Genomic DNA, 21,894 nt, shown 5'->3' with positions numbered 1-21,894 from the left:
CCAGGCGTCTTGCGACGAAAGACCGGTTCCCGCGCCACGCTATCGGTGGTGGCTGCGCCGGACCCTGGGGCCGTTTTTTTGTGGTTTTGTTAACCAGCGAATTCAGTATAGCGCAAAATTCGCAGTTGTGTAGACGATTCGTGCGCGGCTATTCGACCGCCTCCGCGGCCGGTTGCGCAGCGCTTTCCGGCGCCGTTTGCGCAGCGTCCTGCGCCGGGTTATGTCGCCTCAAGGCCATCAAGCGCGCTTTCACAGTCGCCACGAAATTGCGCTTGCCGGAGCCCGCGCCAGAGACGCCGGCCCCCTTTTCCGGACTGTCAGCTTCCTGTTGCTGCGCCATCTTGCCGCTCGCGGCACGGCGGCGGCGCACCAGCATGGCCACCAGGCCGCCCAGTGCCAGCAGCGCGGCTACCGCGCCCGCGATCGGCAGCCAGGACGTCTCCGCTTCCGGTGGCGGGGCCTTTTTCGGTTTGGCGTGGATGCGGGGCGCGGCCTGCGGGGCGGCCGGTTTGGATGGAGCATGCGCCTCGGGGCCTTGTACGTCCGCATCCGGGACCGCCGTGGCATCCTTTGCCGGCGCCGACGCCGACGCGTGGCCGGCCAGCAGCTGCAGCTTGTCCATCCTGTCTTCGAGGCGCACAAGCTCGTGTCGCAGGGCGGCGTTCTTTTCGCCGAGTGCGACGCAGGCATTGACGTGCTCGGCGGCGGGTGCCGCTGCGCAGGTTGCGGGTTTGGCCGCAAGCGCGGGGGACGCAGCGGGGTTTGCCGGTGCCGGCGCGTGCCTTTTCGGCGCGCGTTCGGCATGGGACCGGCGGTGCCTTGCGCGCGGCAGGCGCAGGCCCCGCCGGAGCGGCCGCTGCCGCGTGCGTAGCAGCAGGTACGACGGCGGCGACCGGCGCGGCTGGCGCGGGTGCTGGCACCGGAACCGGATTCGGATCGGGCGTCAGCCACAAGGTCACCAGGCGCACCTGTCTTTCCTTGCCGTCGGCCAGGTCGAGGTAGAGGTGCAGATGCCGGCCTTCCACCGGCTTGAGCGAAGTCAGATGCAGGAACTGCCGGCCATCGCGGCGCATCACAGACATGTTCAGGCTGCCCAGCACCGCCGGCATGGCGATGTTCGCGCCGCGGTACACATTCGGGTCAGCCAGGCGCACCTGGACCGGGTTGGCGGCGTCGTCGATCATCGTCAGTTCGACGTCGGCGACGAGCGGCTGGCCGATATGGGACCCGACTTTCGCCTCGCCCAGTTCGGCCGCATGCGCGCCGGCGGCCGGGAAAACGGAGGCTGCTAGCAAGCTCGACAGCAGTAGGGAAAGACGGGTCGCCATGGGATCGGGTGAATTTGTAGCCTAAGCGTAATTAACGGGTGTTCGGATACACTCTTTAGCTCCAGCTTCGAAATAACAGGACGAGTCCATGGAAAACCGGATAGAAAAAGACAGCTTCGGCCCGATCGAGGTACCGGCCAGCCACCTGTGGGGTGCGCAAACCCAGCGTTCCCTGCATCACTTCCACATTTCGACCGAAAAGATGGCGCCGGAACTGGTTGCCGCACTGGCCCAGGTCAAGCGCGCCGCGGCCGCCGTCAACCGCTCGCTCGGCAAGCTCCCGCGCGACAAGGCCGACGCCATCATTGCCGCCGCCGACGAGGTGCTGGACGGCCGCCATCCCGATGAATTCCCGCTCGCGGTCTGGCAGACCGGCTCCGGCACCCAGAGCAACATGAACATGAACGAGGTGCTGGCCAACCGCGGCTCCGAGCTGCTGAACGGCGAGCGGGGCGAGGCACGCCTGCTGCATCCGAACGACCATGTCAACATGGGGCAGTCCTCGAACGACATCTTCCCTACCGCCATGCACGTGGCGGCGGCGATCGCGGTGACGAAGGAAGTGTTGCCGGCGCTGGCCCGGCTGCGCGGCACCTTGCTCGTCAAGTCGCGCGACTTCGCCGACATCGTCAAGATCGGCCGCACCCACCTGCAGGACGCAACGCCGCTGACGCTGGGCCAGGAATTTTCCGGCTACGTCGCCCAGCTGGAATTTGCGGAAAGCGCGATCAAGTCCACCCTGCCCGGCCTGCTGGCGCTGGCCGCCGGCGGCACCGCGGTCGGCACCGGCCTGAACGCGCATCCGGAATTCGCCGCGCGCATCGCCGCCGAGCTTGGCTCGCGCACCGGCCTGGCGTTCAAGAGCGCGCCGAACAAGTTTGCCGCGCTGGCCGGCCACGACGCCCTGGTGAGCAGCCATGGCGCCTTCAAGACCCTGGCCGCGGCCCTGATGAAAATCGCCAACGACATCCGCTGGATGGCCTCCGGCCCGCGCTCGGGCCTGGGCGAAATCACCATCCCCGAGAACGAACCGGGCAGTTCCATCATGCCGGGCAAGGTCAATCCGACCCAGTGCGAAGCGATGACGATGCTGTGCTGCCAGGTGTTCGGCAACGACGTCGCGCTGACGATCGGCGCTTCCCAGGGCAACTTCGAGCTGAACGTGTTCAAGCCGATGATCGCCCACAACTTCCTGCAAAGCGCGCGCCTGCTGGCCGATGGCATGCGCTCCTTCGACGAGCACTGCGCGCAGGGCATCGAGCCGAACCGCGCGCGCATCGGCGAATTGATGGAACGCTCGCTGATGCTGGTGACCGCGCTGGCACCGCACATCGGGTATGATCGCGCCGCGCAAATCGCCAAGCACGCCCAGCACACCGGCATCACGCTGCGCGAGGCGGCGCTGCAATCGGGCCATGTCAACGAAGAGCAGTTCAAGCAGTGGATCGTTCCGATCGACATGACGCGGCCGGATCCGGAATGAGGGTTGGGGGCGCAAACCGAACCCAACTGTGCGCCCTACAATTTTTCCAGAGGATAGTATGCAAAAGACAACTTTCGAACTGACATCCGAGTTCGTCGAACTCAACCAGCTGTTGAAACTGGTGGGCTTGTGCGACAGCGGCGGCGCCGGCAAGAACATGGTGGCCAGCGGCGCGGTGTCGGTCGACGGCAAGCAGGAGCTGCGCAAGACCGCGAAAATCCGCACGGGCCAGACCGTGACCGTGGGCGACGTACGTATCTCGGTGCAGTAGGCGGACTGCCGGCCTCTACGGCGCACCTTTGCGCGCAGACAAACGCGACCGGTAGTCCTTGTTTTAATTTTAAGACGTGATCAACCGGCTTTAAGGTGAGAGCGATGAACACTCCGGACGAAAACCCGCAAACGCAGGAAAGGCTGATCGGCGATCTGCGCCTTGTCATTGAAAACGCGGAAGAGCTGCTGAAAAACACCGATCAATACACCAGCGTCCTGTACCAGAACGCGCGCGCCAAGCTGGCCATGGCGCTCAACGCGGCCAACGAAGAGCTCGAACGCTTCGAGGACGCCCAGCTGTGTCGCATGATGGAAGCGACCCGGCTGGCCAACGAGCGCTACGCCGACCTGACCGGCGAAGCACGGATCCTGCGCGCCTTCCATTGAGTCCATCGCGGCGCCCTCCGGCGCCGCGCTCCGCGTTGCACGAGTCCACCTCCTGTTGCGCTGTTTCATTGTCGTTCGCCCTGCTGTTCCCTCCTGATTCCTCATCCGCCCTCCGGCGCCGTACGCGGGCTTTGTCGTGCCCGCCTCGTTCGGTCCTTCCCATCGTCGGTTGTCCTTGCATCTGCCTTGCCGTGGCGGGGGAAGCGCGTGCCCGGACCAGCCGGTGCGCCGCTGCCGACGAACCGCTCCGCGCCCTCGACGGGGCATGCTCATCCGGGATTGCGCTTCTGGCGTGATCGCGCAACTGCTGTCGCGAAGAAGCAAGACCGAGGCGTTTCCGACGTTCTACTCTTATCACTTAACAATTTTTTAATTGTTAAGTAAAAGATAAAACCACAACGACGGAGACCCAGCAATGATCAAACGCCTTCCCCTCGCCCTCGCACTCCCACTGCTGCTGGCGAGCGCAGCCGGTCACGCGGCAGAACCCCTGTTCCTTGAAAACGGCGCCACGCGCAGCGTCACCGGCCAGGCCGCGGCCGCCAACTCGCCCTTCGGCAAGGACAACAAGGTAGGCCGTGCGCGCCTTGGCCTGCACGTCAACCCGGCCGCGCTGGGCGCGGCCGAATTGAGCATGCCGCTGCCGGACGGGCGCCAGTTCACCGCACGCCGCGCCCAGCGCTACGACGCGCGGCGGCGTGGCCGTCTGGGTGGGCAAGCACAATGCCGCGGCACCCGGCACGCCCGAAGCGGCAGCGGAAGAAACCATCCTGGTCGTGCATGAAGGCCGGGTAACGGGCAGTATCCGCCACGAAGGCAAGCTGTATCGCATCCGCAGCGCCGCCGATGGCAGCCATGCGGTGGCCGAGATCGACAGCGCCGCCTTCCCGCGCGACCACGAAGAAAGCGAATATCGCCGGGAGCTGGAGCGCCAGTCCCCGGAGCGCCAGCCGCTGGAACGCCAGCCGCTGGAACGCCAGCCGCTGGAGCGCCAGCTACCGGCCACCACGCTGCCCGGCACGACGGTGACGCCGGCCCTGGCCGGGACGCCGGTCATCCGCGTGCTGGTGAACTACACGCCGGCCGCGAAGAATCGCATTGGCGACATCGTTGGCGAGATCAACCTGGCGGTGGCTGAGACCAACCAGGGCTACGTCAACGCGGGCGTGAATGCACGCGTGGAGCTGGCGCATGTGGCGCCGGTAAGTTACAGCGAGAGCGGCAGCAACAGCACCGATCGTAGCCGCTATGCCGACGTCGACGACCGCGTGATGGACGAAATCCATGCCCAGCGCACTACCTACGCGGCCGATGTGGGCGTGCTCCTGACCGACGGGAACAGCGGCTGCGGCAACGGCACCATCCACGCGTCCAGCACCTCGGCCTTCGTGGCGGTGACCGCCGATTGCGCGGTCGGCAACTACTCGTTTGGCCACGAGCTGGGCCACCTGTTCGGGGCGCGCCACAATCCGGAGGAAGACAGCAGCACGACGCCATATGCGTATGGCCACGGCTACCTGTCGCCGAGTCGCAACTGGCGCACCATCATGGCCTATGACTGCCCGAACGGCTGCCCGCGCATCAACTGGTGGTCCAACCCCAGCAAGACGCGCAACGGCGTGGCGATGGGGACCAGCACCCGTTCGAACAACGCGCGCGTACTCAATGAGCGTGCCGCCACACTCGCAGGCTTCCGGGCCGCGCCGGTGTCTGCAAGCGTCACAGTCAGCAATACGGGCGATTACACGATCCCCGACAACAACACGACCGGCGTGGCCAGCCCGGTAAGCGTCAATACGGCAGGCAGCGCGGGTGCGGTGACGGTCGATGTGCGCATCATCCATCCCTACATCGGCGACCTGGTGATGGACCTGATTGCGCCGGACGGCACGGTGTACAACCTGCACAACCGCAGCGGCAGCGGGACCGACAACATCATCCGCAGCTATTCCTTGTCGCTCGGCTCGAAGGCGCGCCTGGGTACCTGGCGCCTGCGGGTCAGCGACCGCGGGGCACAGGACACCGGCCACATTGAAAGCTGGACCTTCAAGTCGGAGTAAGGTCGCTGCGCAGGAAGACGCCCAGCGCCAGCCACTCGCGCAAGCGTGCGCCCAGGTCGAAAGCCTCGTCCAGTGCGAACGCCGCGTCGAGCGCATCACCCAGGGTGGCACCGGCGGCCAGCGCCGCCAGTGCCCCATGTGCCGCCGCATCGATATCGGTCACGCTGGGGTGCCAGCGCGGGCGCGTCACCAGGACGTAGCCCGGCGTGGCCATTTGCTGCGGAAACGGCGGACCGCCCTCCCCATGCGCTCGCCACAGTGTCCCGACCGCCCAGGGGCTGGAAACGAGGGCGCAGGCCGGATGCAGCGGGAAGCGGCCTGCCTCCAGTGCTGCCGGGTCGGTGGCGGCGAGATCGACGGCGTGCAATACCGGCGCCTCGGGGGCACTGGCGCAGCGGTGCAGCGTCCATTCCAGGCGCGCCATATCCGCCATGTAGGGATAGGCGGCCAGCGGCGCATAGGCTTCAATGAATCGAGCCAGCTGCGCGCCGAAAGCGGCCAGGTCGCCCTCCTGCGACGGGTGCGCGCGGCCATAGGCATGCGCCATAGCCGTGAAGAATGCCGTCCCCACCAGTTCGCGCAGGACCGGATAGCTTGCTGCGAGCGCGCGCTCCCAGCTGGCGTGCAGGTTGCCGCGGTAGACGGCGATGCGCCGCCCAAGTTCGACGGGATTGGCACCAAGCAAGGCCTGCGCCAGTTCGGTTTCGCGCCCGGCGTCGAACAGGGCCGCCCAAAGCTGGCCTGCAGGCCGGCATGAGCGCGCAGTGCAGGCCCGGGCACATACGGCGCGGGTGTCTCTTCGCCTGCCCGCGGCGCCGGCACCAGGAAGGCAGCGCCGATCGCCTCCGCCTTGCCGGCTTCCGCCAGCAGCACTTCCAGCGCCGGCACCTCGCTGTCCCATTCGATCAGGGTAGGCACGCGGCCAAAGCGCGCCAATGCCGCGCGGTACAGGGTCCAGACGGGCGGCGCAACCTGGGCACCGTGATGGTCGACCAGCAGGCCGCCGGCGTCGAGGTGGCCGCCCAGGTGGATTTCGCGTACGGCGTCTTGCGGCAGCGCGGCGATCGCGGCCAGCGCATCCTCGCCGTGATTCTGCTGGTTGACATACAGGTTGTTCACGTCGAGCAGCAGCGCGCAGCCGCTGCGCCGCACCAGCTCGGCCAGGAACTGCGCCTCGCTCATCGTGTCGCCGCGAAAACGGACGTAGCGCGACACGTTTTCCAGCAGCAGCTGGCGCCCCAGCGCATCCTGCACCCGCCCTACCCGCCCGGTCAGCAGCGCCAGCATGGCTTCGTCCAGCGCCAGCGGCAATAAATCGTTCAGGTGGCGTTCGCCCAGCGCGCCCCAGCTCAGGTGTTCGGAGACCGGGGCCGGCTCGACGGCATCGACGAGCGCGCGCACGCGTGCCAGGTGTTCGAGCGAGAAGCCATGCACCGAGCCCAGCCCCAGGCCGACTCCGTGCAGGCTGACGGGATAGTCGCGGCGCAGCGTGCGCAGCACGTGCCAGTCCCAGCCAGCGCGGGCGAGGAAATTTTCGCTATGGACTTCGAGCCAGCCGACCGGCTGGCGCGTGGCGAGAAAGGCGCGGTAGTGCGGCGCGCGCAGGCCGACGCCGACGCCGGCAGCAGCGCCCCCCCTCTACCCGCACCGCTTACTTTGCCTGGACGGGCGGCTGGGTGGATGGCGCGCTGAGCTTGCCGCCCGCCTTTTCGCAGCTGCCCTTCGGCACCATCTTCCACTCGGCCGGATCGTTGTCGACACGTGCCATGCCGGCGCAGCCGTGGGGGCGGTGCCGCAGTCGTTCTGCCCGGTCTTGGCGACACCGTAGCAGCGCTCCTGGTCCGGCTTGCTGCCATACATGGAATCGTCTTGCGCAGCAGCGCCCGTGGACGAGGCGGCGCAGAGCCCGGCAAGGGCGGCGGCGATGGCGGCTTGGCGTTTGTTCATGGAGCGGTTCCTGGCAGGGCGTGGGCGAATGGGCACCCGGCAGGATAACCCGGCCGCCGCGTGGCGGCAACCGGCGGGGACAAGATTACCAGCGCTCAGGCGGTCGTGTTGACGTTCTGGCCCAGATGCGCCGGCAGGTTCTGCGCGGGAGGCGGCGCGATGGTGCCCAGGAGCTGGGTGGCCATCGACTTCTGCATGTCCTGCTGCTTTTTCAGCATGGTCATGGCGACTTCTTCCTTGTTGCCGGTCTCGGCAATAGTGGTGGACAACTTGGCGATGCTGGCGACGTCCATGCGATGCTCCTGGTGAGGGTTATCCCCCATTAACGGCTTGTTTTTCGGAAACTTTAGGATCTGCCGTCATCCAGGATTCGAGCCAGGCCAGGACGCTTGCCGGCGCATTCAGGTCGAGCCATGGGGGCGCATGCAGGCCAGCCTCGTCGGGAGCCTCATCCGAGGCCACCGCCACCACCAGCGGATCGTCGGGATACAGCGGCGGCCGGCCCAGCGCCGGGCGATACACCTCGAGCTTGGGAAGCGCCTCCCATTTATAGCCTTCGACCAGGGTCAGGTCGGCCGGCGCCAGGCGCGCCAGCTGGTCGCCAGCGGCGGCTCGCCCTCCCCGCGCAGTTCGCGCAGGATGGCATAGCGGTAGGGCGAGGCGATCATCACCTCGGCGGCGCCGGCCGCGCGCAGGCGCGCACTGTCCTTGTGCGGCGGCTCCAGCACGATGTCGTGGTGGCTGTGCTTGACGATGTTCACGCGCAGTCCGCGCGCGGCCAGCGCCCCGACCAGAATTCGAGCAGGGTCGTCTTGCCGCTGCCGGACCAGCCGACCACGGCCAGCACCTTGCCACACACCGCTTTCGCGGCCGCAGGGGAATCAGTAGCCGACACGGTAGCGGGTGCCGCGGTAGTTCATCACGGCATACTTCGGCAGCAGGCGTTCCAGCACCAGGCCGGGCGCCACCTCCTCGCCCTCGCGGCGCAGCATCTTGTCGACCAGCAGCAGCCGATCGGCCGGGTTCGGCGAATAGATGTAGCCGCCGAAGCTGACCTTCGGCACCTCACGCTGGATCGCGTCCGGCAGCTGCTGCAAGGTACGCAGGTTCTCCTCGAGCGGCGGCTCGGGCGGACGCGGCGCCGGCGTCTCGGCTACGCGCGCCGGGGCCGGCAAATACACGGCTTCCGGCACGGCGTCGCGCGGCGCAGGCGCCGATGCGGCAGCGGGCTGCCCGGGCGCGCGGCGGGGCGCGGGCGCCGGAGCGGGAGGCGTCGGCGCGGGTGCCGCCGGCATCGGCCTGGCAGGCACCGGCGGGGCCGTGTCGGCGGGCACATCCGGCAAGATCAATGGCGCCTGTGGGGCAGCCGGCGCGTGTGCGACAGCCGGTGCAGGGGCCGGCACCGGCTGCGCAGTCGCTGCGGCCGGGGCCTGTGCCAGCACGGCCGGCTGAGCATCACCGGGTGCCTGCGCGCGCCAGGCCAACACGCCGACCACGCCCGCCACCAGCACGCCCGCTCCCAGCCCCAGCAGTAAGGGCTTGCGGTTTGGCCCCTGGCGCCGGCGTGGCCACCTGCAGCGGTGCCGGGGTGTGGATGTCCGGGGCGTTGCCCAGCTGGCGTTCGGCTTGCGCCTTCTTGAGTGCTTCGAGAATGTACGACATTTAGTGTCCCGTCCCCGCGCCGGCCAGGAGGCGCGGCTCGTTCACGCCGGTCATCTGGTTCAGGCGCATATAGGTGCGCGGACCGGCCACGCCGTCCGCTTTCAGGTTCTGTTGCGACTGGAAGGCGCGCAGCCACTCGCGGGTGCGCGCGTCCAGTGGCCGGCCGGCATCTGGCGCCGCCACCCGGCCGAGCTGGGCCAGGCGCGACGCCAGCCAGTCGACATCCGGTCCTTCGTCGCCCTGCCCCGGTGGTCGCGGAAGGCGCGCGGCATTGTCCAGAAGGTGGTGTATTCGCCGCTGAAACGCGCGACCAGCGCGGCCAGGTCGACGCGCTGGCGCTTGCCGCCGGCTTCCAGCGTGGCGCTGCGCTCGTCCATGCCCACCAGCACGGCGTAGCGCGTGGCCGCGCCCTCGCGCAGCGTGATCACGGCCGGGCGGTCGAGCTGGCGCAGTTCATAGATGCCGCCGCGCCCCGCATGGCAGCGCAGGTCGAGACGGTAGGCCACCTGGCAGGGTTCGCCCGCCGGCAGCGGTGCGCCCCACAGCCGGGCCAGCGCGCGTAGCGCAGCCGCTTCATCAAGCTGTCCGGCCGGCAGCACCGTCGCCGCCGGCGCCGGAGTGACCTTGCCGGTCGCGGACGCGGCCGGCGACACGGGTGCCGCCGCGTGCGGCAACACCTGCCAGGCCGCGGCCGCGCTCAGTGCGGCGCCAGCCAGCAGCCCGCCCGCCACCAGCGGCCAGCGCGCCCTGCGTGGCGGCGGTGGTGCCCCCTCGCCCGCGAACACTTCGGCGGCAGCCGTGAGCACGATCTTGCGCGTCACCTCGCGGCTGTTTTCCACATAGGCGCCCAGCAGCGCGCGATCGCACAGCAGGTTGATGCGGCGCGGCACGCCGTGGCTAATGCGGTGCACCAGTGCCACGCTCGCCGGCGGAAACACCGGGGCGCCGACGAAACCGGCCACCGCCATGCGGTGCGCGATATAGGCACCGGTTTCGGGCTCGGACAGCGGCCCCAGGTGGTAGCGGGCGATGACGCGCTGGGCCAATTGTTCCAACTCGGGACGCGCCAGCATCGTGCGCAGTTCCGGCTGGCCGATCAGGATGATCTGCAGCAGCTTGCGCTCGCTCGTTTCCAGGTTCGTCAGCAGGCGCAATTGTTCGAGCACGTCCGGCGCCAGGTTCTGCGCCTCGTCGATAACGAGTACGTTGTTGCGGCCCTGGGCGTGCGCTTCGAGCAGGTACAGGTTGATGGCGTCGACATAGCCCTTGACCCCGCCCTGCCCACCAGGTGCCGCGATGCGGAACTCCTCGCAGACCGACTGCAGCAGTTCGGCGACGGTGAGCTTCGGGTTGAAGATATAGGCAAGCCGGCAATTGTCGGGAATCTGCTCGATGAAGCAGCGGCAGACCGTCGTCTTGCCGGCGCCGATCTCGCCCGTCAGCAGCACGAACCCGCCGCCACTACCTATGCCGTACAGCAAGTGGGCCAGCGCCTCGCGGTGGCGCTCGCTCATGAACAGGTAGCGCGGGTCGGGCGCGATCGAGAACGGAGCCTGCTTCAGGCTGAAGTAATGGGTGTACATGAGGAGTCGACGAACTAGCGGCCTGGCGGCAGAGGTTTATACCTCGCGCAGTATATTTTGGATTTGCCGTTCTGATAAGCGATGACGCTGCCCGGATTGGAAATCCTCAAGGGCGCGGCCGAACCGTCCCGGGCCTTGTGATGCAGTCCGGCACTGACCCGGATCGCTTCTTCCAGCTCTTCCGGCCTGGCATCGACGACGGCGCCGACAAACACCATGGCGCTGGTATCGTCGCTGACCATCACCTCCAGGACCGGCTTGCCCCACAGGCTGGCATCAAGCTTGAACCAGAAGGCGCCGCCCTCGTGCTTGTAGGCCGGGCCGAAGGCGGTGGTCAGGTACTGATGGAAATAGGCATTCTCGAGATGGCTGCGGCACAGCAAGGCGCTGCCGATGACGGTGCCGAAGGTAGAGGGCGCCGCCGCCGCGCTCGAGCAGGCCAGCGCCAGCACGATGCCGGCCGCAAGCCGCGGGCGCATTGCCCGGCTGAATGCACCGGCGGCAAGGCAGGTCACAACTTGGACAGCCAGTCGCGATTGGCGGCGATCTTCGCCTTCGTGGAAGCAGGCAGCGCCTCGTAGCAGCCGGGATGCTGCTTGAGCGCGTGCTCGCGTACCTCCTTCTCGAGGCCGTTCACGATAAATACATAGACGATGGCACCTTCGCTGTTCCTGCGCGTGCCCATGTAACGAATCACTCTGTTCTCCTTGCGCGAGTGCGCATTATGACAGTTCCCGGCGCCCCATGGCAGCGCTGGCTCCCGCCACAGTGCGTCTCTGCTCAGGAAGCGCGCGTCCGGACGGGCTGCCAGGCCTTGCTGTTGTGCTCGAGCCACGCCGCGATCAAGTCCCTGTTGTCGTGCTGCCAGGGGTGGAAGCGCGGCGACAGGTAGGCCAGCGCCGGCCGCACGATGTGCCGCGCCAGCCCGTTGCGCCCGAACCAGAAGCGCAGCGCCCCCGTCCAGGTACGGGCCTTGAACAGGTGGCCATCGTTGCGCAGGTTGTGCAGCGTCTGCATGAAGGCGTCGATCGCGAAGATCGCGCTCGCATGCAGGTACCACAACACCCGGCGCCGGTAGCCGCCGCCCGCCGCGACATAGGCGTCGAACGCGACGCCCTTGTGCTCGAGCTCCTCCACCGCATGCCAGGACCAGACCGTGCGCATCTGCGGCTCGGCCCCCTGCAGCCACTCGGGGTAGCGCAGCGCGCCGTCGGCCAGCATCGCCGTGTAGTGCTCGAGCGCGCAGGTAATGGCCAGCCTGTTCAGCACTCCCAGCTTATCCACACGGCGCATGCGTTTCTTGAGCTTTTCTTCGCGCGTATAGGGCAGGCCCTGGCGTTCGAGCTCGCGGTTGTACTGCACGTGCTGATGGCGGTGAGTCGCTTCCTGGCCGACGAAATCCTTCACCTGGGCGCGCAGCACCGGATCGCGCAGGCATGCCTCGGGCACGTCGCGCACCGCATCGATGAACAATTGTTCCCCCAGGGGAAAGGTCATCGACAGCGCATTGAACAGCTGGGTGCGGTAGGCATCGCCTCCATTCCAGTGGCGGCCGAAGCCCTGCGACAGGTCGACGTCGATCTTGCGGACAGTTAAATCAAGCATGGCAGCTCCTTCGTGCACCGGGGCATGGGCGGAGAACCCGCGCCGTTCATCGCCCTCTTCGACGGTTGATACCGCTATTTTGCACGTCTATCGGTTGGGCTGCGCGTAGCGGCCATGTTTCCCTTAATGTCGACGCTACCGACACCACAAAAACAACGAGGACACCCCGTGACTACCCAACACAAGCACATCGCCGTCGCCGCCTTCCTGCTCTGCGCCGGATTTGCCGGCATGCACAGCGTCACCGCCGAGGAACGGCGCCCTGCCGTCACTACCCAACAACGCCCGGTTGCCGCCTTCGACGCCATCGAAGTCTCCGGCCCCTTCCGCGTCGTCGTCAGCGAAGGCGCGCCGCGCCTGGACCTGCTTGGGGACGCCAAGCAACTGGCCGAGATCGAAAGCGAAGTCCGCGGCGGCACCCTGGTCGTGCGCCAGCGTTCGCGCTGGGGTATCCACTTCGGCAAGGACAACCGGCCGGAAGTCGTCGTGCGCATTGCCGCATCGGGGCTCAAGAAACTGGTCAACAACGGCAGCGGCGACGTCGAAGTCGACGCAATCAAGGGCGAGCGCTTCGTCCTCGCCGCGCAAGGTCCTGGCGATGTGCGCGCCCGGGGCGCCGTGCGCGTGCTGGAAGTGAACGGCAGCGGCAGTGGCGAGCTCGACCTGCGCGGCGTGCAGGCGGCCAATGTGGCGCTGACCATGTCCGGCCCCGGCGACGTGCGCCTGGGCAGTGTCGGCAACGACCTGAATGCGCGTGTGAGCGGCTCGGGCGACCTCGAAGCGGACGACGTGCGCGTAGTGCGCGCCGTCGCCCGGTCAGCGGCCCCGGCGGCGTGCACCTGCGCGGCAGCGCGCGCGAACTGCGGGTCGAGCTCACCGGCTCCGGCGACTTCGACGGTTGCAGCCTGCAGGTGGAAAAGTCACGAGCCGCCAGCAGGGTCCCGGCAACGCCTGCGTGAGCGGCAACATTACTGCGTTCGAAGCGGACGTGAACGGCTCCGGCGACCTGGAAGCACGCGGCCTGGCGGCGGCGCGCGCCACCCTGCGCATGGGCGGCCCCGGCAACGCCAAGCTGAGCGGCAAAGTCGACGAGCTGCGCGCCGACCTCGACGGCTCGGGCGAACTGGAAGCCGACCACCTGACGGTGCGCAATGCCTTCATCGACAGCAGCGGTCCCGGTGACGTCACGCTTGACAAGGTGCAGGACACCCGGAAGCCTCGCTGCACGGCTCGGGCGACCTGTCGGCTGCCGTCGAAGGCAAGCGCGTCGCGCTGAAGATGAGCGGCCCCGGCAAGGTTCGCTCGAAGGTCAGGTCGAGCGCATCAGCGCCGACCTGAGCGGCTCGGGCAGCCTGGAAGCGCGCCGCCTGACGGTGCGCCAGAGCGACGTCAACGTGCGCGGACCGGGCAGCGCCAGGGTCAACCCGGTGCGCAAGGAGAGCGGGCGGGCGGAAGTGGTGGCGGTCGAGCGCAGCGGGCGCTTACTGGTGGAGTAAAGTAACTGAAGCGCGCTGCGTGGCGACGAGTCCGGCGGGTGCCCGACAGCCGCCGCCGGGCCCGTCTTTGAGGGCAGGTCCGCCATGCCTGCTCACAACTGCTTACAAACCGCGCTAACCCAATATTGAAAAGGCGCTAAGCTCTACCTTCCACCGCAATTGGAAGTCGTAGCACATCATGAAAACGCAATTGCTTGAAGACATAGGCCAAAGCGCAGCACTCCCCCTCCCGCCGACGAACACAGCGGGCAATGCGAAACGGAAGGCAGAGGTGGCGAAGGTGCCGCTGCCGAGGAAAGCGGCGTCCGCCGAGCCCCGTTCTACGCATGGCGTATGGCGGGAGCGCGCCGCAGCCGACCCGCCCATTGCCGTGGCGGAACTACCAGATTCTCAGCCGGATCCTCTGGCCTTGGAAAGCGTCTTCGAGGAAATTGCTGCCCTCGAGGCGCAGTACGTGCAACCTGGTTTGCCCCCCGCGCCTGTCGCTGCGCCCGTCGAGCCCACGGTGCCGGCCGCGCACCTCCCGCTTCTCGCGCCTGAGCACGACCTGTCCACTTCCCCGGAGGAACCCCTTCAGCAGCCGAGGACTGCCCCAGCCGGGCCAACGCTTGCGCAGTATGCGACGCAGCAGGCGGCCGCGCCGCAGGATTCATTGTTCGAGCCGGCGCTGGCTCCTCCCCCGACGCAGCAGGCGGCCGCGCCGCAAGACCCCCTGTTCGACTTCACCCCGCCACCGCCGGCGCCACAGGCTACTGAACCGTTCACGCGCCCCCGAAGCGGGCCCGCGTGGTTCAAGCCGCGCTACGTGCTGTGGGGCGCATGCGTGCTCGCCGTGGCAGCCATTGCCCGGGGTGGTCGCTGGCTATACCGGGAGCAACACGATGCGGGCGCGCTCGCGCTTGTCGCCACCGCAGCAAAAGCAGAGCGACCGGCGGTTCAAGCCGGCACGCAAGGCGCGAGTCAAGCGAAGCCGGTCAAGCCAGCTGCTGCCGGCGACGCGCCTGTGCCGCCTGCGGAGACCGAGACCCGTCCTGTATCCGGGGTACCGCCCCTCGTCATGCTGGAAGCGGATCCGCCTGCCGCTGCCGAGGCGGTGGAACGCCCGGCATCCGAAGCGGCTGAAGGGAGGCCGCAAGCCTCGCCCGCGCCCGAGCCCGTCGTGGAACGCGCGCCCTCCGCGCCTGTATCGAAGCCGCCGAGCCGGACCGTGCGCAAGCAGTCTGCCAGCGCCAGCAAGCCTGTGACGAAAAAGGAGCCGGCCCGTCCCGTCCGTCAGGTCGCACGTGCATCCGCGGTTCGCGCGGAAAAACCGACGGCGCCCGATACCTCGATGACGGCAACGCTGAAGGCGTGCCGGGAACATGGCTATCACGCGGCGCAGTGTATCAAGCAGGGGTGCAGCGTGACGGAATACGGGTTTGTCTGCCGCGGGCGGTAAGGGGCACCCGTCGTCCGCTTTTTATGAATGCAGGGTCAAGTTGAAATAGCTGCGATTTCATCAACATCCAAAGCCTGAGTGCAGGCCCGCACTGCCTACACAACCGCGTAACAGGACCTGGACTGTCGCTTCGCGCAAATTCTTACCCAGCCGTGAAGACGGTTTGGCTGGCTATGAGAGATGCTCCGCAACTTGTCTTGTGCCCATCGTAAGCCACTTGGACGCCCTCGACGAGGTGGGTGGGATTTCCTTCAGCAATTGTGCACCCGTCATGTCCTTTCATTGGACATGTACATACGTCGCCTACGCAAGCAACAGGGATGCCGCCGATCGTATAGTGCCTGGCTGCGACCTTGACGACCTTGCCTCCATGGCTGGTCGTGTCGCCAAGGCGGATAACATTGGGCATGGTGAGTTTGATCCCTTGCTCTAAGTAGTCGGGCCGTGGCCGCGCTAGCGTCACGGGCACGAGCGTGTCAGCTTTGCTCAGGTGGCTGCATCGTCGGAATCCGATGCCGTTGGCGCCTGGCGGGGCAGCCCACTGCCATCGGTCGCCGACTTCCCGACTGCAGCCGCATCGTAGGCGACCAGCTTCCAGACCGTCGAAACGCGATGCAGAGGCAAATCGCCGCTGAGCTTCTGCCACAGATTCGGCGTGCCGCGCACGATGGCCTTGGGCATCAGGTCACCTTGGTTGAGGAATTGGCGCTGGTCGTCCTCGATCTGGCCGGATGCATCGCATTGCCAATATCCTGTTTGCGGACAACGACGGCCCGTCGCAGCAAGTTCTCCCAGCGCTACCTGATGTTTTACGGTCACAGTGCCGGCCTGGCCCGTAGCTGACGTTGGCCGCAGCCGGATGCTTTTCGTAATGTTGTCCCACAGTTCAAGCACTGCCTCGTCTGAGAGACTGGAATTGACTGGTTCACCCGGCCGGCCTATGCCTGTTTCAAGCTCCAGCGACAACTGAGGTGCCAGTACATCCCGCGCTTTTCCCGGTGAAAACCACATGAGCGCGTGCGCACTCGTCCCATTGTCCTCCTTGTACTTGTTGGCCGTTTCATCACCTTCGATGCCATTGAGAGCACGGTGTTGCCGCCGCAAGTTCTTGATTCGGTTCGGATATAGTCTCTTGATACGGCTTCTCGCGTCACGCGCCAGCAACGATTCCTCGACCCGGTCGTCATTGACTAACATGTGGAGTCTTATTGCAATGTCGGGGTGGCCCTTCAAGGACGCGAACATCGCGATCGATTCATTATCGTCTGGCGAAATGGGGTCGTGAATCAGACCATTCTCCATGCAAAACCCGGGCTGCGGTGGAATCGAATCGGAATTGCGCGCCTCAGTTTTTCGTACTAAGTTCAGTACATTATTCTCGTTCTTCGGCGATGCCAGATGCTCCGCTCTGTAATAAAACAAAAGATTGTCATATAGGCCGAATGCTTCGAGGGAAATCCCCTCCTCCGCACCAGAAATCCTCTTCCCTAACTCAAACCAAGTCACGGGCTTTTCTCGTGCGTAATGCATAATTACCGCCTTGAAGTTCAGGGCATCGACATTGTTCTTTTTTTCCAAACTTGGCTGGTCATACTCATTCTTTTGCAGGCTCAGCTCCTGCTCGCGCAGCTCGATCTCGCTCTTCATTTTTGCATCGGTATATCCAGGTTCCACATTGATGTTTACCCCAGCTATTCGCGCAGGCGCAAATTTCACAATGGATTCCTCTGGCAAATCGATGATAAACCTGCCTACGCATACTGACTTCATTTTATGTGTCATATTTTGCGCCACGCTTCTTCCTCCAATCTCCGGCCCAGGTAAGTGGTCACAAGCTCGATCAATCACCGCTATCGCGACGGCGACTGCAGTCGCAGCCGTTATCGCGTATTTTTTTGAGCTTTTCAATTATTTTGCCTCCTGCACTATTCGAGCTATCAGGTTGAAAGTAAGACTTATCATGTGTTCGTCCTTATAGCTACCCTGATGAGAAAAGCCCGTTGTGCGGAACACGCGCTTGACCCTGCCGCGCGGTCCGTCGCCTGATTGATGCGATACAGTACCGTCGCCCGGGGCGTCTTGCGCTCCTGGCATGAAGAAATAGCTGCTTCCCGCGCCAACGAAATTCTCGGGCATAATCATGGTTTTTCCACCGTTGAAATTGGTTCCCCGGCCCTGCCCGACGATGAGCAGCGAACGTACTTGCTGGTTCAATGCACCCTGATCGTCTGTTATCCAGCGAAATACGCCGAACGAAAGCTGCTCCGGGTCGGCACCGTAATAGGCATACGAATTTGGATGATAATAGCTATCAAGCACCTGGGTATGAAACTTTTCGGCCTGGCCGACCGCGCGTATTACAGCACGTTTCGCTTCGCCGGTCTTTGGATCATATTTACGAGCAGGATCAACTAGATCCAGATCGATTACGCGGTACCACGTTGAGAACTCACGATATAGGTCGTAAACATTTTGATAGAAAAGCGGGCAAACGTCCTCGATACTGCCATCCCTCTTTCTCACTGAAGCCATCAACCACGGTTGCGGGTAAAGGTGATTGGGGAGAAGTTCCAGCGCACCACAGGCCATGGCCATTGTGGGAGTCGTTTTTTCGGTAGTATCACCGGCAATCTGAGAAAATTTCTCCATTTCGAAGTTACCTTTGATCGTCGCCGATGGAGAGCTCTTTTCGGTGCCGCATGCCATACGCCGGTAGGCCAAGGGAGCACCCAGTGCAGGCATGACGCCGTGCGATATCCCAACAATCCTGTCAGGGATTTGCTTGGCGCATGCCCGAGCTACCAGTCCGCCCATTGAATGCGTCACCAGAATGACCTGCTTACAGTCGAATTTACGCTTGATCCAAAGGTCGATAATTTCCAGCACACGGGTTTTCAGGCGTATGCCCGACAGTTCATTTGACTGCGTCCAGTTATAGCCACAGGCATAGACAGGGTATTGGTACTGCGCGAATTTTTCCAGATTCCCTACGGTGAGTTTGGACATGTCAGCAGCATTCCATTTTTCATGGTCGTATTCCATGATCGACTCCCAGTGCGAGTTGGGTTGCCGGTTTCTCAAAATCAAAGACGCTTCGAACGTGCTGTTCAGTTTGCTTTGCAGCTCGCACAGCAATGGTCCATAGCTGGACCAGTGAACTTCTCCCCACCATCTGTTGCGCAGCTGTTCGACGGTCATGCCTTCCATCTCACCAGATGGCTCAATCAGTCCCGTATTGTCGACTTCAAGTGTGTCACCATCGAGTATCTGTTGACGAACGGCCGGGCCACGCCCATCCCACATTTTCGCTTCGCGCAAACCTTCGCGGACTCCGTTTGGAGGGCGCCAAGCCGGATTCCCGACCGACAATTCAGTGTTTTGGGCTTGTTTTTTGTTTGTTGTTGCCCGCAAATTACTCCCCATAATTCCTGGCACGAGAATCACTGGAATGACTTTGTTAGAAGGAATCGCAATCGCACCGCGTGTTTTCACAGACTGCGGTGTGAGGATGCTTTTGCCCTCCAGTTTGCCGTCGGCGTTGACAATGGGATCAGGGAGTCGTCGGATCGGTTCAGCCATGGCGTCCGCTTAAGAAGTTGTCAGGCATTGTCGGAATGCGGGTCGATAATGATCCGCACCTCTCCCATCGCTACGGAATGCATCAGTTCTGTACGTCCTTCCGCATCGGTTTTCCCGGTGATTTCCTGGCCATCATCAAGAATTGCACGGTAAGCCCGATCCTTGACAGGCAGGCCCGATTGCTGGTCGAACAAGATGATGCGTTCGTCGGTCTTGATGTCGCTGGCTGGGAGATTTAAGGAGGCCACATTTCCGCCCCCACCGGTGAGGTGGGCAAACTTGGCAGACTTGATGGTGTGATTGCCGCTGCACTGCTGCACGATCTCATTGCCACCGATATCGACTTGCGCCCCTTGTGCAATGAAGCGCAGCTTCGGCGCTTGCAGCACGATTTCGTCTGCCGCGCTCAGCACGATGCGCTTGGCGGACGTCAGTTCCATATCGTCCTTATGGGTCTGCAGTTCCAGCTTGCCGGACGCCGCGATCAGTTTCAGGCCAAGCTTGTGCGCGAACAGGCTGATACTCTCGGCTGCGCGAACGAGGAAGGTTTTGCCGGCGCTGACATGGGTTGTACCCACACTGATAAGGTCGATCTGGGTTTGGGCGCCGAGCAGAACATTGTCCTGGCTGCCGATCGCTACCCCTGCCGGTGCGCTAACGGCAACGACCGCAGCCTGTCCTTCACTGGCATCGGGACTCACGTTCGTTCCGTTTTCCCACGCCTTGAGCCGCTTGACCAGGTCCCCCAATTGTGCAGCCGGTGTCGAATCGGCGTGGTGAGTCTGTGCCAGCTCCGATAGCTGCTGCTGAACGCTTTGCAGTACCTCGGCCAATCCAAGCAAGGATTCCCGCTGCAACAACGCCCCTTGCGCCCCGCGCTGGGCCTCCGCACTGATGAACACGCCGGATTTTCCGCGCACCGACACTGCGCCGTCCGAGCGTAGTTCGGCGCCTTCCCCGCGGGCGCCGCCCTGCCCGTTCTGGCGCGGCCGTGTCAGCCACCCCAGATTGAGCTGGCTGTGGCCATGTTCGCTTGCAAGCTGGGTGCTGATCTGGCCCGGGGTATCGTCGAACTGGAGCTGGTTGTAGCGTATGCCTTTTACTTCCTTGCTCTTGATACCTGCCAGGAAGCGGTTGCCGGGCAGTTCGCCTGTGTGACTGAATGCCGGCGGCAAAGGTTTTCCATACAGACTACCGACGACGACAGGTTTATCTGGATCGCCGCCGAGGAAGTCGACCAGCACCTCATTGCCAACCCGTGGCAGATGCATGCTGCCCCACTTGTCGCTGGCCCAGAAACTGGCTACGCGTATCCATGCAGAGTCGGTATCGGTGTTCGATGCGCCGGGTCCCGATGCGTGATCCTGTTCGCGGGTTCCTGGAAAGCGCAGCTTCACCCGGCCCAGTGCGTCGCAATACACTTCTTCTCCGGGTGGGCCGACGACAATGGCAGTTTGTAATGTCACACGAGGAAGGTCAGTGCGGGGGTCGAAGGCTGGGACAATTGGAATGCCGCGCCGCACACAGGCAAAGCGATTCGTGTAACGCATATCGCGCTCTACGCTTGCAGCATGAAGTTCCGCCGCTATACCATCTCCCTGCCAGCCATTCACGGAAAACAGGCGCTGAACGCGCTCGTCCACCGTCTTCGGCAGATTATTCTCTGCGCTCACCCACAACTGGGTCAGGACGAATTCACGCTGGTCGTCGTTATGCATGTCGATTTCCGGATGTCCATCGAGCCGGAACCACTGGCCAACGCAGAGGTCTCGCACCCCGCCTTCGCCGCGAAAGCACTTCGACGCGTATTCGTGCCGCCTGATGCGCAGTTCGCCCAAGCGCTGATAATCGGCGGCGTCGTGTCCTGCATGCGGCGGATCGACCACATAGTCATCAAGACTGAAAGCAAACTGGGTTCCGGCCTCACCTTGCTGCATGACGGTGGGTAGATGAACCGACATCATGCCACCGCTGCGATAATCCCAGCTCTGCCGCGTGGCACTGCCACTCCGGAGCGTCCGCAGCGCACTCCAGTTGTAGATTGCGTCCGCTGCCTGGGTAGCCCGGTCGTTATTGAAACGTACGGCACCAGCTGCATTCTGGACAAGCGAATACGACGAATCGAACAGGACGAGCGTATGAGCAGGTGTGCTGCTACTGCCATCGTTGCTGGCCTGTCCAGGCCTGATGAACCACGAAATACCCCGCCGCTTCCAGAGCCGGCGCAGGAATGCAGCGTCCGATTCGTTGTGCTGCATCGTGAATTCACGCGTGGGGTACGTGTCGCGTACGCCGGACATATCAATGTCGAAAGCTTTTGCCAGGATGGGATTCGTGTTTTTCCATTCGCGAAGCATGGCTGCTGACAGGTCGACTTCATTCAGGTTACGGAATACTCTGGTATTCACGCGCTGCTCCATCAGGGCCAACGCATCGCGCACGAACAGCTGGTAGGTCGCAAGTCCACCGTCGGCCTGCCCCGCCATCGCTTCCGCGACAATGCCGCAAACAGAACGCATCTCTCCTCGGTCGGTAACGAACTGCACTTCGACCGGAACCGCGATGAAGTCCTTGAGTGGCAAGGCAGGATCCAGCGATACACAGTACAAACGGTATTCCAGTCCGCCGCACATGGTTTCCTGTCCGCTGACCTGCTTCACTAGCAAAACGTCATCAACAATGCCCTGGCGACCTGACATGCGCAGTCGAATGGCACGATTCGCTTCGCTCAATCCACCAAACAGGCTAACCAGCTCTTTTGGCAACAACCCGCTACGGGACTCAGGAATGGGGAATGGTTTCATTTAGTTAAGTTCGTGCAAGGCACCTGGTCTCATTTCATGAGGTTTCACAAAACCGATGGGTTCTTAACGAAAATTAATGAAATAGTTCAAACAGGACATTGCGCAGCATCAAGGCACGAATGGTTTTGCCTCTCGTACTGCATGACGGCGAACCGGCACACGACTTCGTTCAGCAAAAAGCAACATCCCTGCCCGATTCACATAAATGAAGCTGCTCATTGAGCTAGCCAAGGCGAATCGGCAGCGGCA

The 21,894-nt window shown here is 64.1% G+C and carries 21 protein-coding genes and 6 pseudogenes; 10 read left to right on the top strand and 17 right to left on the bottom strand.

The genetic code is table 11. The annotated features are described in order from the left end of the window. Window positions 1–148: 148 nt before the first annotated feature. Entirely contained in the window at window positions 149–640 is a 492-nt protein-coding gene (locus G4G28_RS07330) for a hypothetical protein (RefSeq protein WP_210283287.1), read from the bottom strand. A gap of 370 nt (window positions 641–1,010) precedes the next feature. Here G4G28_RS07330 and G4G28_RS07325 point away from each other — a divergent pair, with 370 nt between their 5' ends. From G4G28_RS07325 to G4G28_RS07300, 6 genes are all read left to right on the top strand, one after another. After that, window positions 1,011–1,292, top strand: a complete 282-nt coding sequence (locus G4G28_RS07325) for a hypothetical protein (RefSeq protein WP_183108194.1) — start codon at window positions 1,011–1,013, stop codon at window positions 1,290–1,292. Between the two features lie 124 nt (window positions 1,293–1,416). Continuing rightward, window positions 1,417–2,811 (top strand): class II fumarate hydratase, encoded by a 1,395-nt coding sequence (gene fumC / locus G4G28_RS07320; RefSeq protein ID WP_183108193.1) that lies wholly within the window; start codon window positions 1,417–1,419, stop codon window positions 2,809–2,811. A gap of 58 nt (window positions 2,812–2,869) precedes the next feature. Then, window positions 2,870–3,082: an RNA-binding S4 domain-containing protein gene (locus G4G28_RS07315; protein WP_182991453.1), complete on the top strand. Its 213-nt coding sequence runs from the start codon at window positions 2,870–2,872 to the stop codon at window positions 3,080–3,082. Window positions 3,083–3,186: 104 nt separating this feature from the next. Beyond that, a complete protein-coding gene (locus G4G28_RS07310; RefSeq protein ID WP_182991452.1) occupies window positions 3,187–3,471 on the top strand; it encodes a DUF883 domain-containing protein in 285 nt (94 codons plus the stop codon). Between the two features lie 415 nt (window positions 3,472–3,886). Then, a complete protein-coding gene (locus G4G28_RS07305; RefSeq protein WP_183108192.1) occupies window positions 3,887–4,255 on the top strand; it encodes a hypothetical protein in 369 nt (122 codons plus the stop codon). Next, window positions 4,170–5,531: a proprotein convertase P-domain-containing protein gene (locus tag G4G28_RS07300; RefSeq protein ID WP_183108191.1), complete on the top strand. Its 1,362-nt coding sequence runs from the start codon at window positions 4,170–4,172 to the stop codon at window positions 5,529–5,531. Before G4G28_RS07305 ends, G4G28_RS07300 begins: the two co-directional genes overlap by 86 nt. Here the strand turns inward: G4G28_RS07300 and G4G28_RS25395 are convergent. The 12 genes and pseudogenes from G4G28_RS25395 to G4G28_RS07250 all read right to left on the bottom strand — a co-directional run bounded on the left by G4G28_RS25395 (window position 5,518) and on the right by G4G28_RS07250 (window position 12,328). Continuing rightward, entirely contained in the window at window positions 5,518–5,745 is a 228-nt protein-coding gene (locus tag G4G28_RS25395) for a hypothetical protein (RefSeq protein WP_229508135.1), read from the bottom strand. The genes G4G28_RS07300 and G4G28_RS25395 overlap by 14 nt on opposite strands. A gap of 312 nt (window positions 5,746–6,057) precedes the next feature. After that, window positions 6,058–6,432 (bottom strand): annotated as a pseudogene (locus tag G4G28_RS25390) (DNA-binding domain-containing protein); the annotation flags it as partial. Continuing rightward, window positions 6,429–7,136, bottom strand: a pseudogene (locus G4G28_RS25385) (DUF692 domain-containing protein); the annotation flags it as partial. The pseudogenes G4G28_RS25385 and G4G28_RS25390, both read right to left, overlap by 4 nt. Window positions 7,137–7,182: 46 nt before the next feature. Beyond that, window positions 7,183–7,478, bottom strand: a pseudogene (locus G4G28_RS07290) (DUF2282 domain-containing protein). A 95-nt stretch (window positions 7,479–7,573) separates the two neighbouring features. Next, window positions 7,574–7,771, bottom strand: a complete 198-nt coding sequence (locus G4G28_RS07285; protein ID WP_182991448.1) for a YjfB family protein — start codon at window positions 7,769–7,771, stop codon at window positions 7,574–7,576. A 19-nt stretch (window positions 7,772–7,790) separates the two neighbouring features. Continuing rightward, window positions 7,791–8,325, bottom strand: a pseudogene (gene mobB, locus G4G28_RS07280) (molybdopterin-guanine dinucleotide biosynthesis protein B). Window positions 8,326–8,359: 34 nt separating this feature from the next. Then, window positions 8,360–8,812, bottom strand: coding sequence for a general secretion pathway protein GspB (locus tag G4G28_RS25380; RefSeq protein ID WP_229425589.1), 453 nt, complete (start codon window positions 8,810–8,812; stop codon window positions 8,360–8,362). A gap of 121 nt (window positions 8,813–8,933) precedes the next feature. Continuing rightward, window positions 8,934–9,140 carry a hypothetical protein gene (locus tag G4G28_RS25375; RefSeq protein WP_229507928.1) on the bottom strand — a complete coding sequence of 69 codons (207 nt, stop codon included), beginning with the start codon at window positions 9,138–9,140 and terminating at the stop codon, window positions 8,934–8,936. Then, a pseudogene (locus G4G28_RS07265) lies at window positions 9,141–10,723 on the bottom strand (AAA family ATPase). A 14-nt stretch (window positions 10,724–10,737) separates the two neighbouring features. Next, complete coding sequence (locus G4G28_RS07260) at window positions 10,738–11,202, bottom strand: hypothetical protein (RefSeq protein WP_182991446.1); 465 nt, start codon at window positions 11,200–11,202, stop codon at window positions 10,738–10,740. A gap of 32 nt (window positions 11,203–11,234) precedes the next feature. Then, the gene (locus tag G4G28_RS07255) at window positions 11,235–11,420 is read right to left on the bottom strand and encodes a hypothetical protein (RefSeq protein ID WP_182991445.1); all 186 of its coding nucleotides are present in this window, start codon (window positions 11,418–11,420) and stop codon (window positions 11,235–11,237) included. Between the two features lie 83 nt (window positions 11,421–11,503). Next, window positions 11,504–12,328 carry a metal-dependent hydrolase gene (locus tag G4G28_RS07250; protein WP_183108190.1) on the bottom strand — a complete coding sequence of 275 codons (825 nt, stop codon included), beginning with the start codon at window positions 12,326–12,328 and terminating at the stop codon, window positions 11,504–11,506. A 114-nt stretch (window positions 12,329–12,442) separates the two neighbouring features. Between G4G28_RS07250 and G4G28_RS28890 the strand changes: the two are divergent. The 4 genes and pseudogenes from G4G28_RS28890 to G4G28_RS07235 all read left to right on the top strand — a co-directional run. Continuing rightward, window positions 12,443–13,114, top strand: a pseudogene (locus G4G28_RS28890) (GIN domain-containing protein); the annotation flags it as partial. A gap of 169 nt (window positions 13,115–13,283) precedes the next feature. Further along, the gene (locus G4G28_RS28885) at window positions 13,284–13,604 is read left to right on the top strand and encodes a GIN domain-containing protein (protein ID WP_374039776.1); all 321 of its coding nucleotides are present in this window, start codon (window positions 13,284–13,286) and stop codon (window positions 13,602–13,604) included. Then, window positions 13,507–13,824, top strand: a complete 318-nt coding sequence (locus tag G4G28_RS07240) for a GIN domain-containing protein (RefSeq protein ID WP_183108188.1) — start codon at window positions 13,507–13,509, stop codon at window positions 13,822–13,824. The genes G4G28_RS28885 and G4G28_RS07240 overlap by 98 nt, the downstream gene beginning before the upstream one ends. A 178-nt stretch (window positions 13,825–14,002) precedes the next feature. Continuing rightward, the gene (locus G4G28_RS07235) at window positions 14,003–15,262 is read left to right on the top strand and encodes a hypothetical protein (RefSeq protein ID WP_183108187.1); all 1,260 of its coding nucleotides are present in this window, start codon (window positions 14,003–14,005) and stop codon (window positions 15,260–15,262) included. Between the two features lie 142 nt (window positions 15,263–15,404). Here G4G28_RS07235 and G4G28_RS07230 read toward each other — a convergent pair whose 3' ends face one another. The 4 genes from G4G28_RS07230 to G4G28_RS07215 all read right to left on the bottom strand — a co-directional run bounded on the left by G4G28_RS07230 (window position 15,405) and on the right by G4G28_RS07215 (window position 21,645). After that, the gene (locus G4G28_RS07230; RefSeq protein ID WP_182991441.1) at window positions 15,405–15,671 is read right to left on the bottom strand and encodes a PAAR domain-containing protein; all 267 of its coding nucleotides are present in this window, start codon (window positions 15,669–15,671) and stop codon (window positions 15,405–15,407) included. A gap of 77 nt (window positions 15,672–15,748) precedes the next feature. Then, window positions 15,749–17,056 (bottom strand): T6SS immunity protein Tli4 family protein, encoded by a 1,308-nt coding sequence (locus G4G28_RS07225; RefSeq protein ID WP_182991440.1) that lies wholly within the window; start codon window positions 17,054–17,056, stop codon window positions 15,749–15,751. A gap of 114 nt (window positions 17,057–17,170) precedes the next feature. After that, window positions 17,171–18,841, bottom strand: coding sequence for a triacylglycerol lipase (locus tag G4G28_RS07220; protein WP_182991439.1), 1,671 nt, complete (start codon window positions 18,839–18,841; stop codon window positions 17,171–17,173). A 20-nt stretch (window positions 18,842–18,861) separates the two neighbouring features. Continuing rightward, a complete protein-coding gene (locus G4G28_RS07215; RefSeq protein ID WP_182991438.1) occupies window positions 18,862–21,645 on the bottom strand; it encodes a type VI secretion system Vgr family protein in 2,784 nt (927 codons plus the stop codon). Window positions 21,646–21,894: the final 249 nt, after the last annotated feature.

Source organism: Massilia sp. Dwa41.01b (genome assembly GCF_014171775.1).
Classification (GTDB): Bacteria; Pseudomonadota; Gammaproteobacteria; order Burkholderiales; family Burkholderiaceae_D; genus Telluria.
Note: the sequence above shows the minus strand (reverse complement) of the source record. Positions and strands in the feature narration are given on the sequence as shown.

Coding starts and splice junctions, on each gene's coding strand:
- G4G28_RS07325 (WP_183108194.1), top strand. CDS start 1,011: ATGCCGGCCTTCCACCGGCTTGAGCGAAGTCAGATGCAGGAACTGCCG.
- fumC (WP_183108193.1), top strand. CDS start 1,417: ATGGAAAACCGGATAGAAAAAGACAGCTTCGGCCCGATCGAGGTACCG.
- G4G28_RS07315 (WP_182991453.1), top strand. CDS start 2,870: ATGCAAAAGACAACTTTCGAACTGACATCCGAGTTCGTCGAACTCAAC.
- G4G28_RS07310 (WP_182991452.1), top strand. CDS start 3,187: ATGAACACTCCGGACGAAAACCCGCAAACGCAGGAAAGGCTGATCGGC.
- G4G28_RS07305 (WP_183108192.1), top strand. CDS start 3,887: ATGATCAAACGCCTTCCCCTCGCCCTCGCACTCCCACTGCTGCTGGCG.
- G4G28_RS25395 (WP_229508135.1), bottom strand. CDS start 5,745: ATGGCCACGCCGGGCTACGTCCTGGTGACGCGCCCGCGCTGGCACCCC.
- G4G28_RS07285 (WP_182991448.1), bottom strand. CDS start 7,771: ATGGACGTCGCCAGCATCGCCAAGTTGTCCACCACTATTGCCGAGACC.
- G4G28_RS25375 (WP_229507928.1), bottom strand. CDS start 9,140: ATGTCGTACATTCTCGAAGCACTCAAGAAGGCGCAAGCCGAACGCCAG.
- G4G28_RS07260 (WP_182991446.1), bottom strand. CDS start 11,202: ATGCGCCCGCGGCTTGCGGCCGGCATCGTGCTGGCGCTGGCCTGCTCG.
- G4G28_RS07250 (WP_183108190.1), bottom strand. CDS start 12,328: ATGCTTGATTTAACTGTCCGCAAGATCGACGTCGACCTGTCGCAGGGC.
- G4G28_RS07235 (WP_183108187.1), top strand. CDS start 14,003: ATGAAAACGCAATTGCTTGAAGACATAGGCCAAAGCGCAGCACTCCCC.
- G4G28_RS07230 (WP_182991441.1), bottom strand. CDS start 15,671: ATGCCCAATGTTATCCGCCTTGGCGACACGACCAGCCATGGAGGCAAG.
- G4G28_RS07220 (WP_182991439.1), bottom strand. CDS start 18,841: ATGGCTGAACCGATCCGACGACTCCCTGATCCCATTGTCAACGCCGAC.
- G4G28_RS07215 (WP_182991438.1), bottom strand. CDS start 21,645: ATGAAACCATTCCCCATTCCTGAGTCCCGTAGCGGGTTGTTGCCAAAA.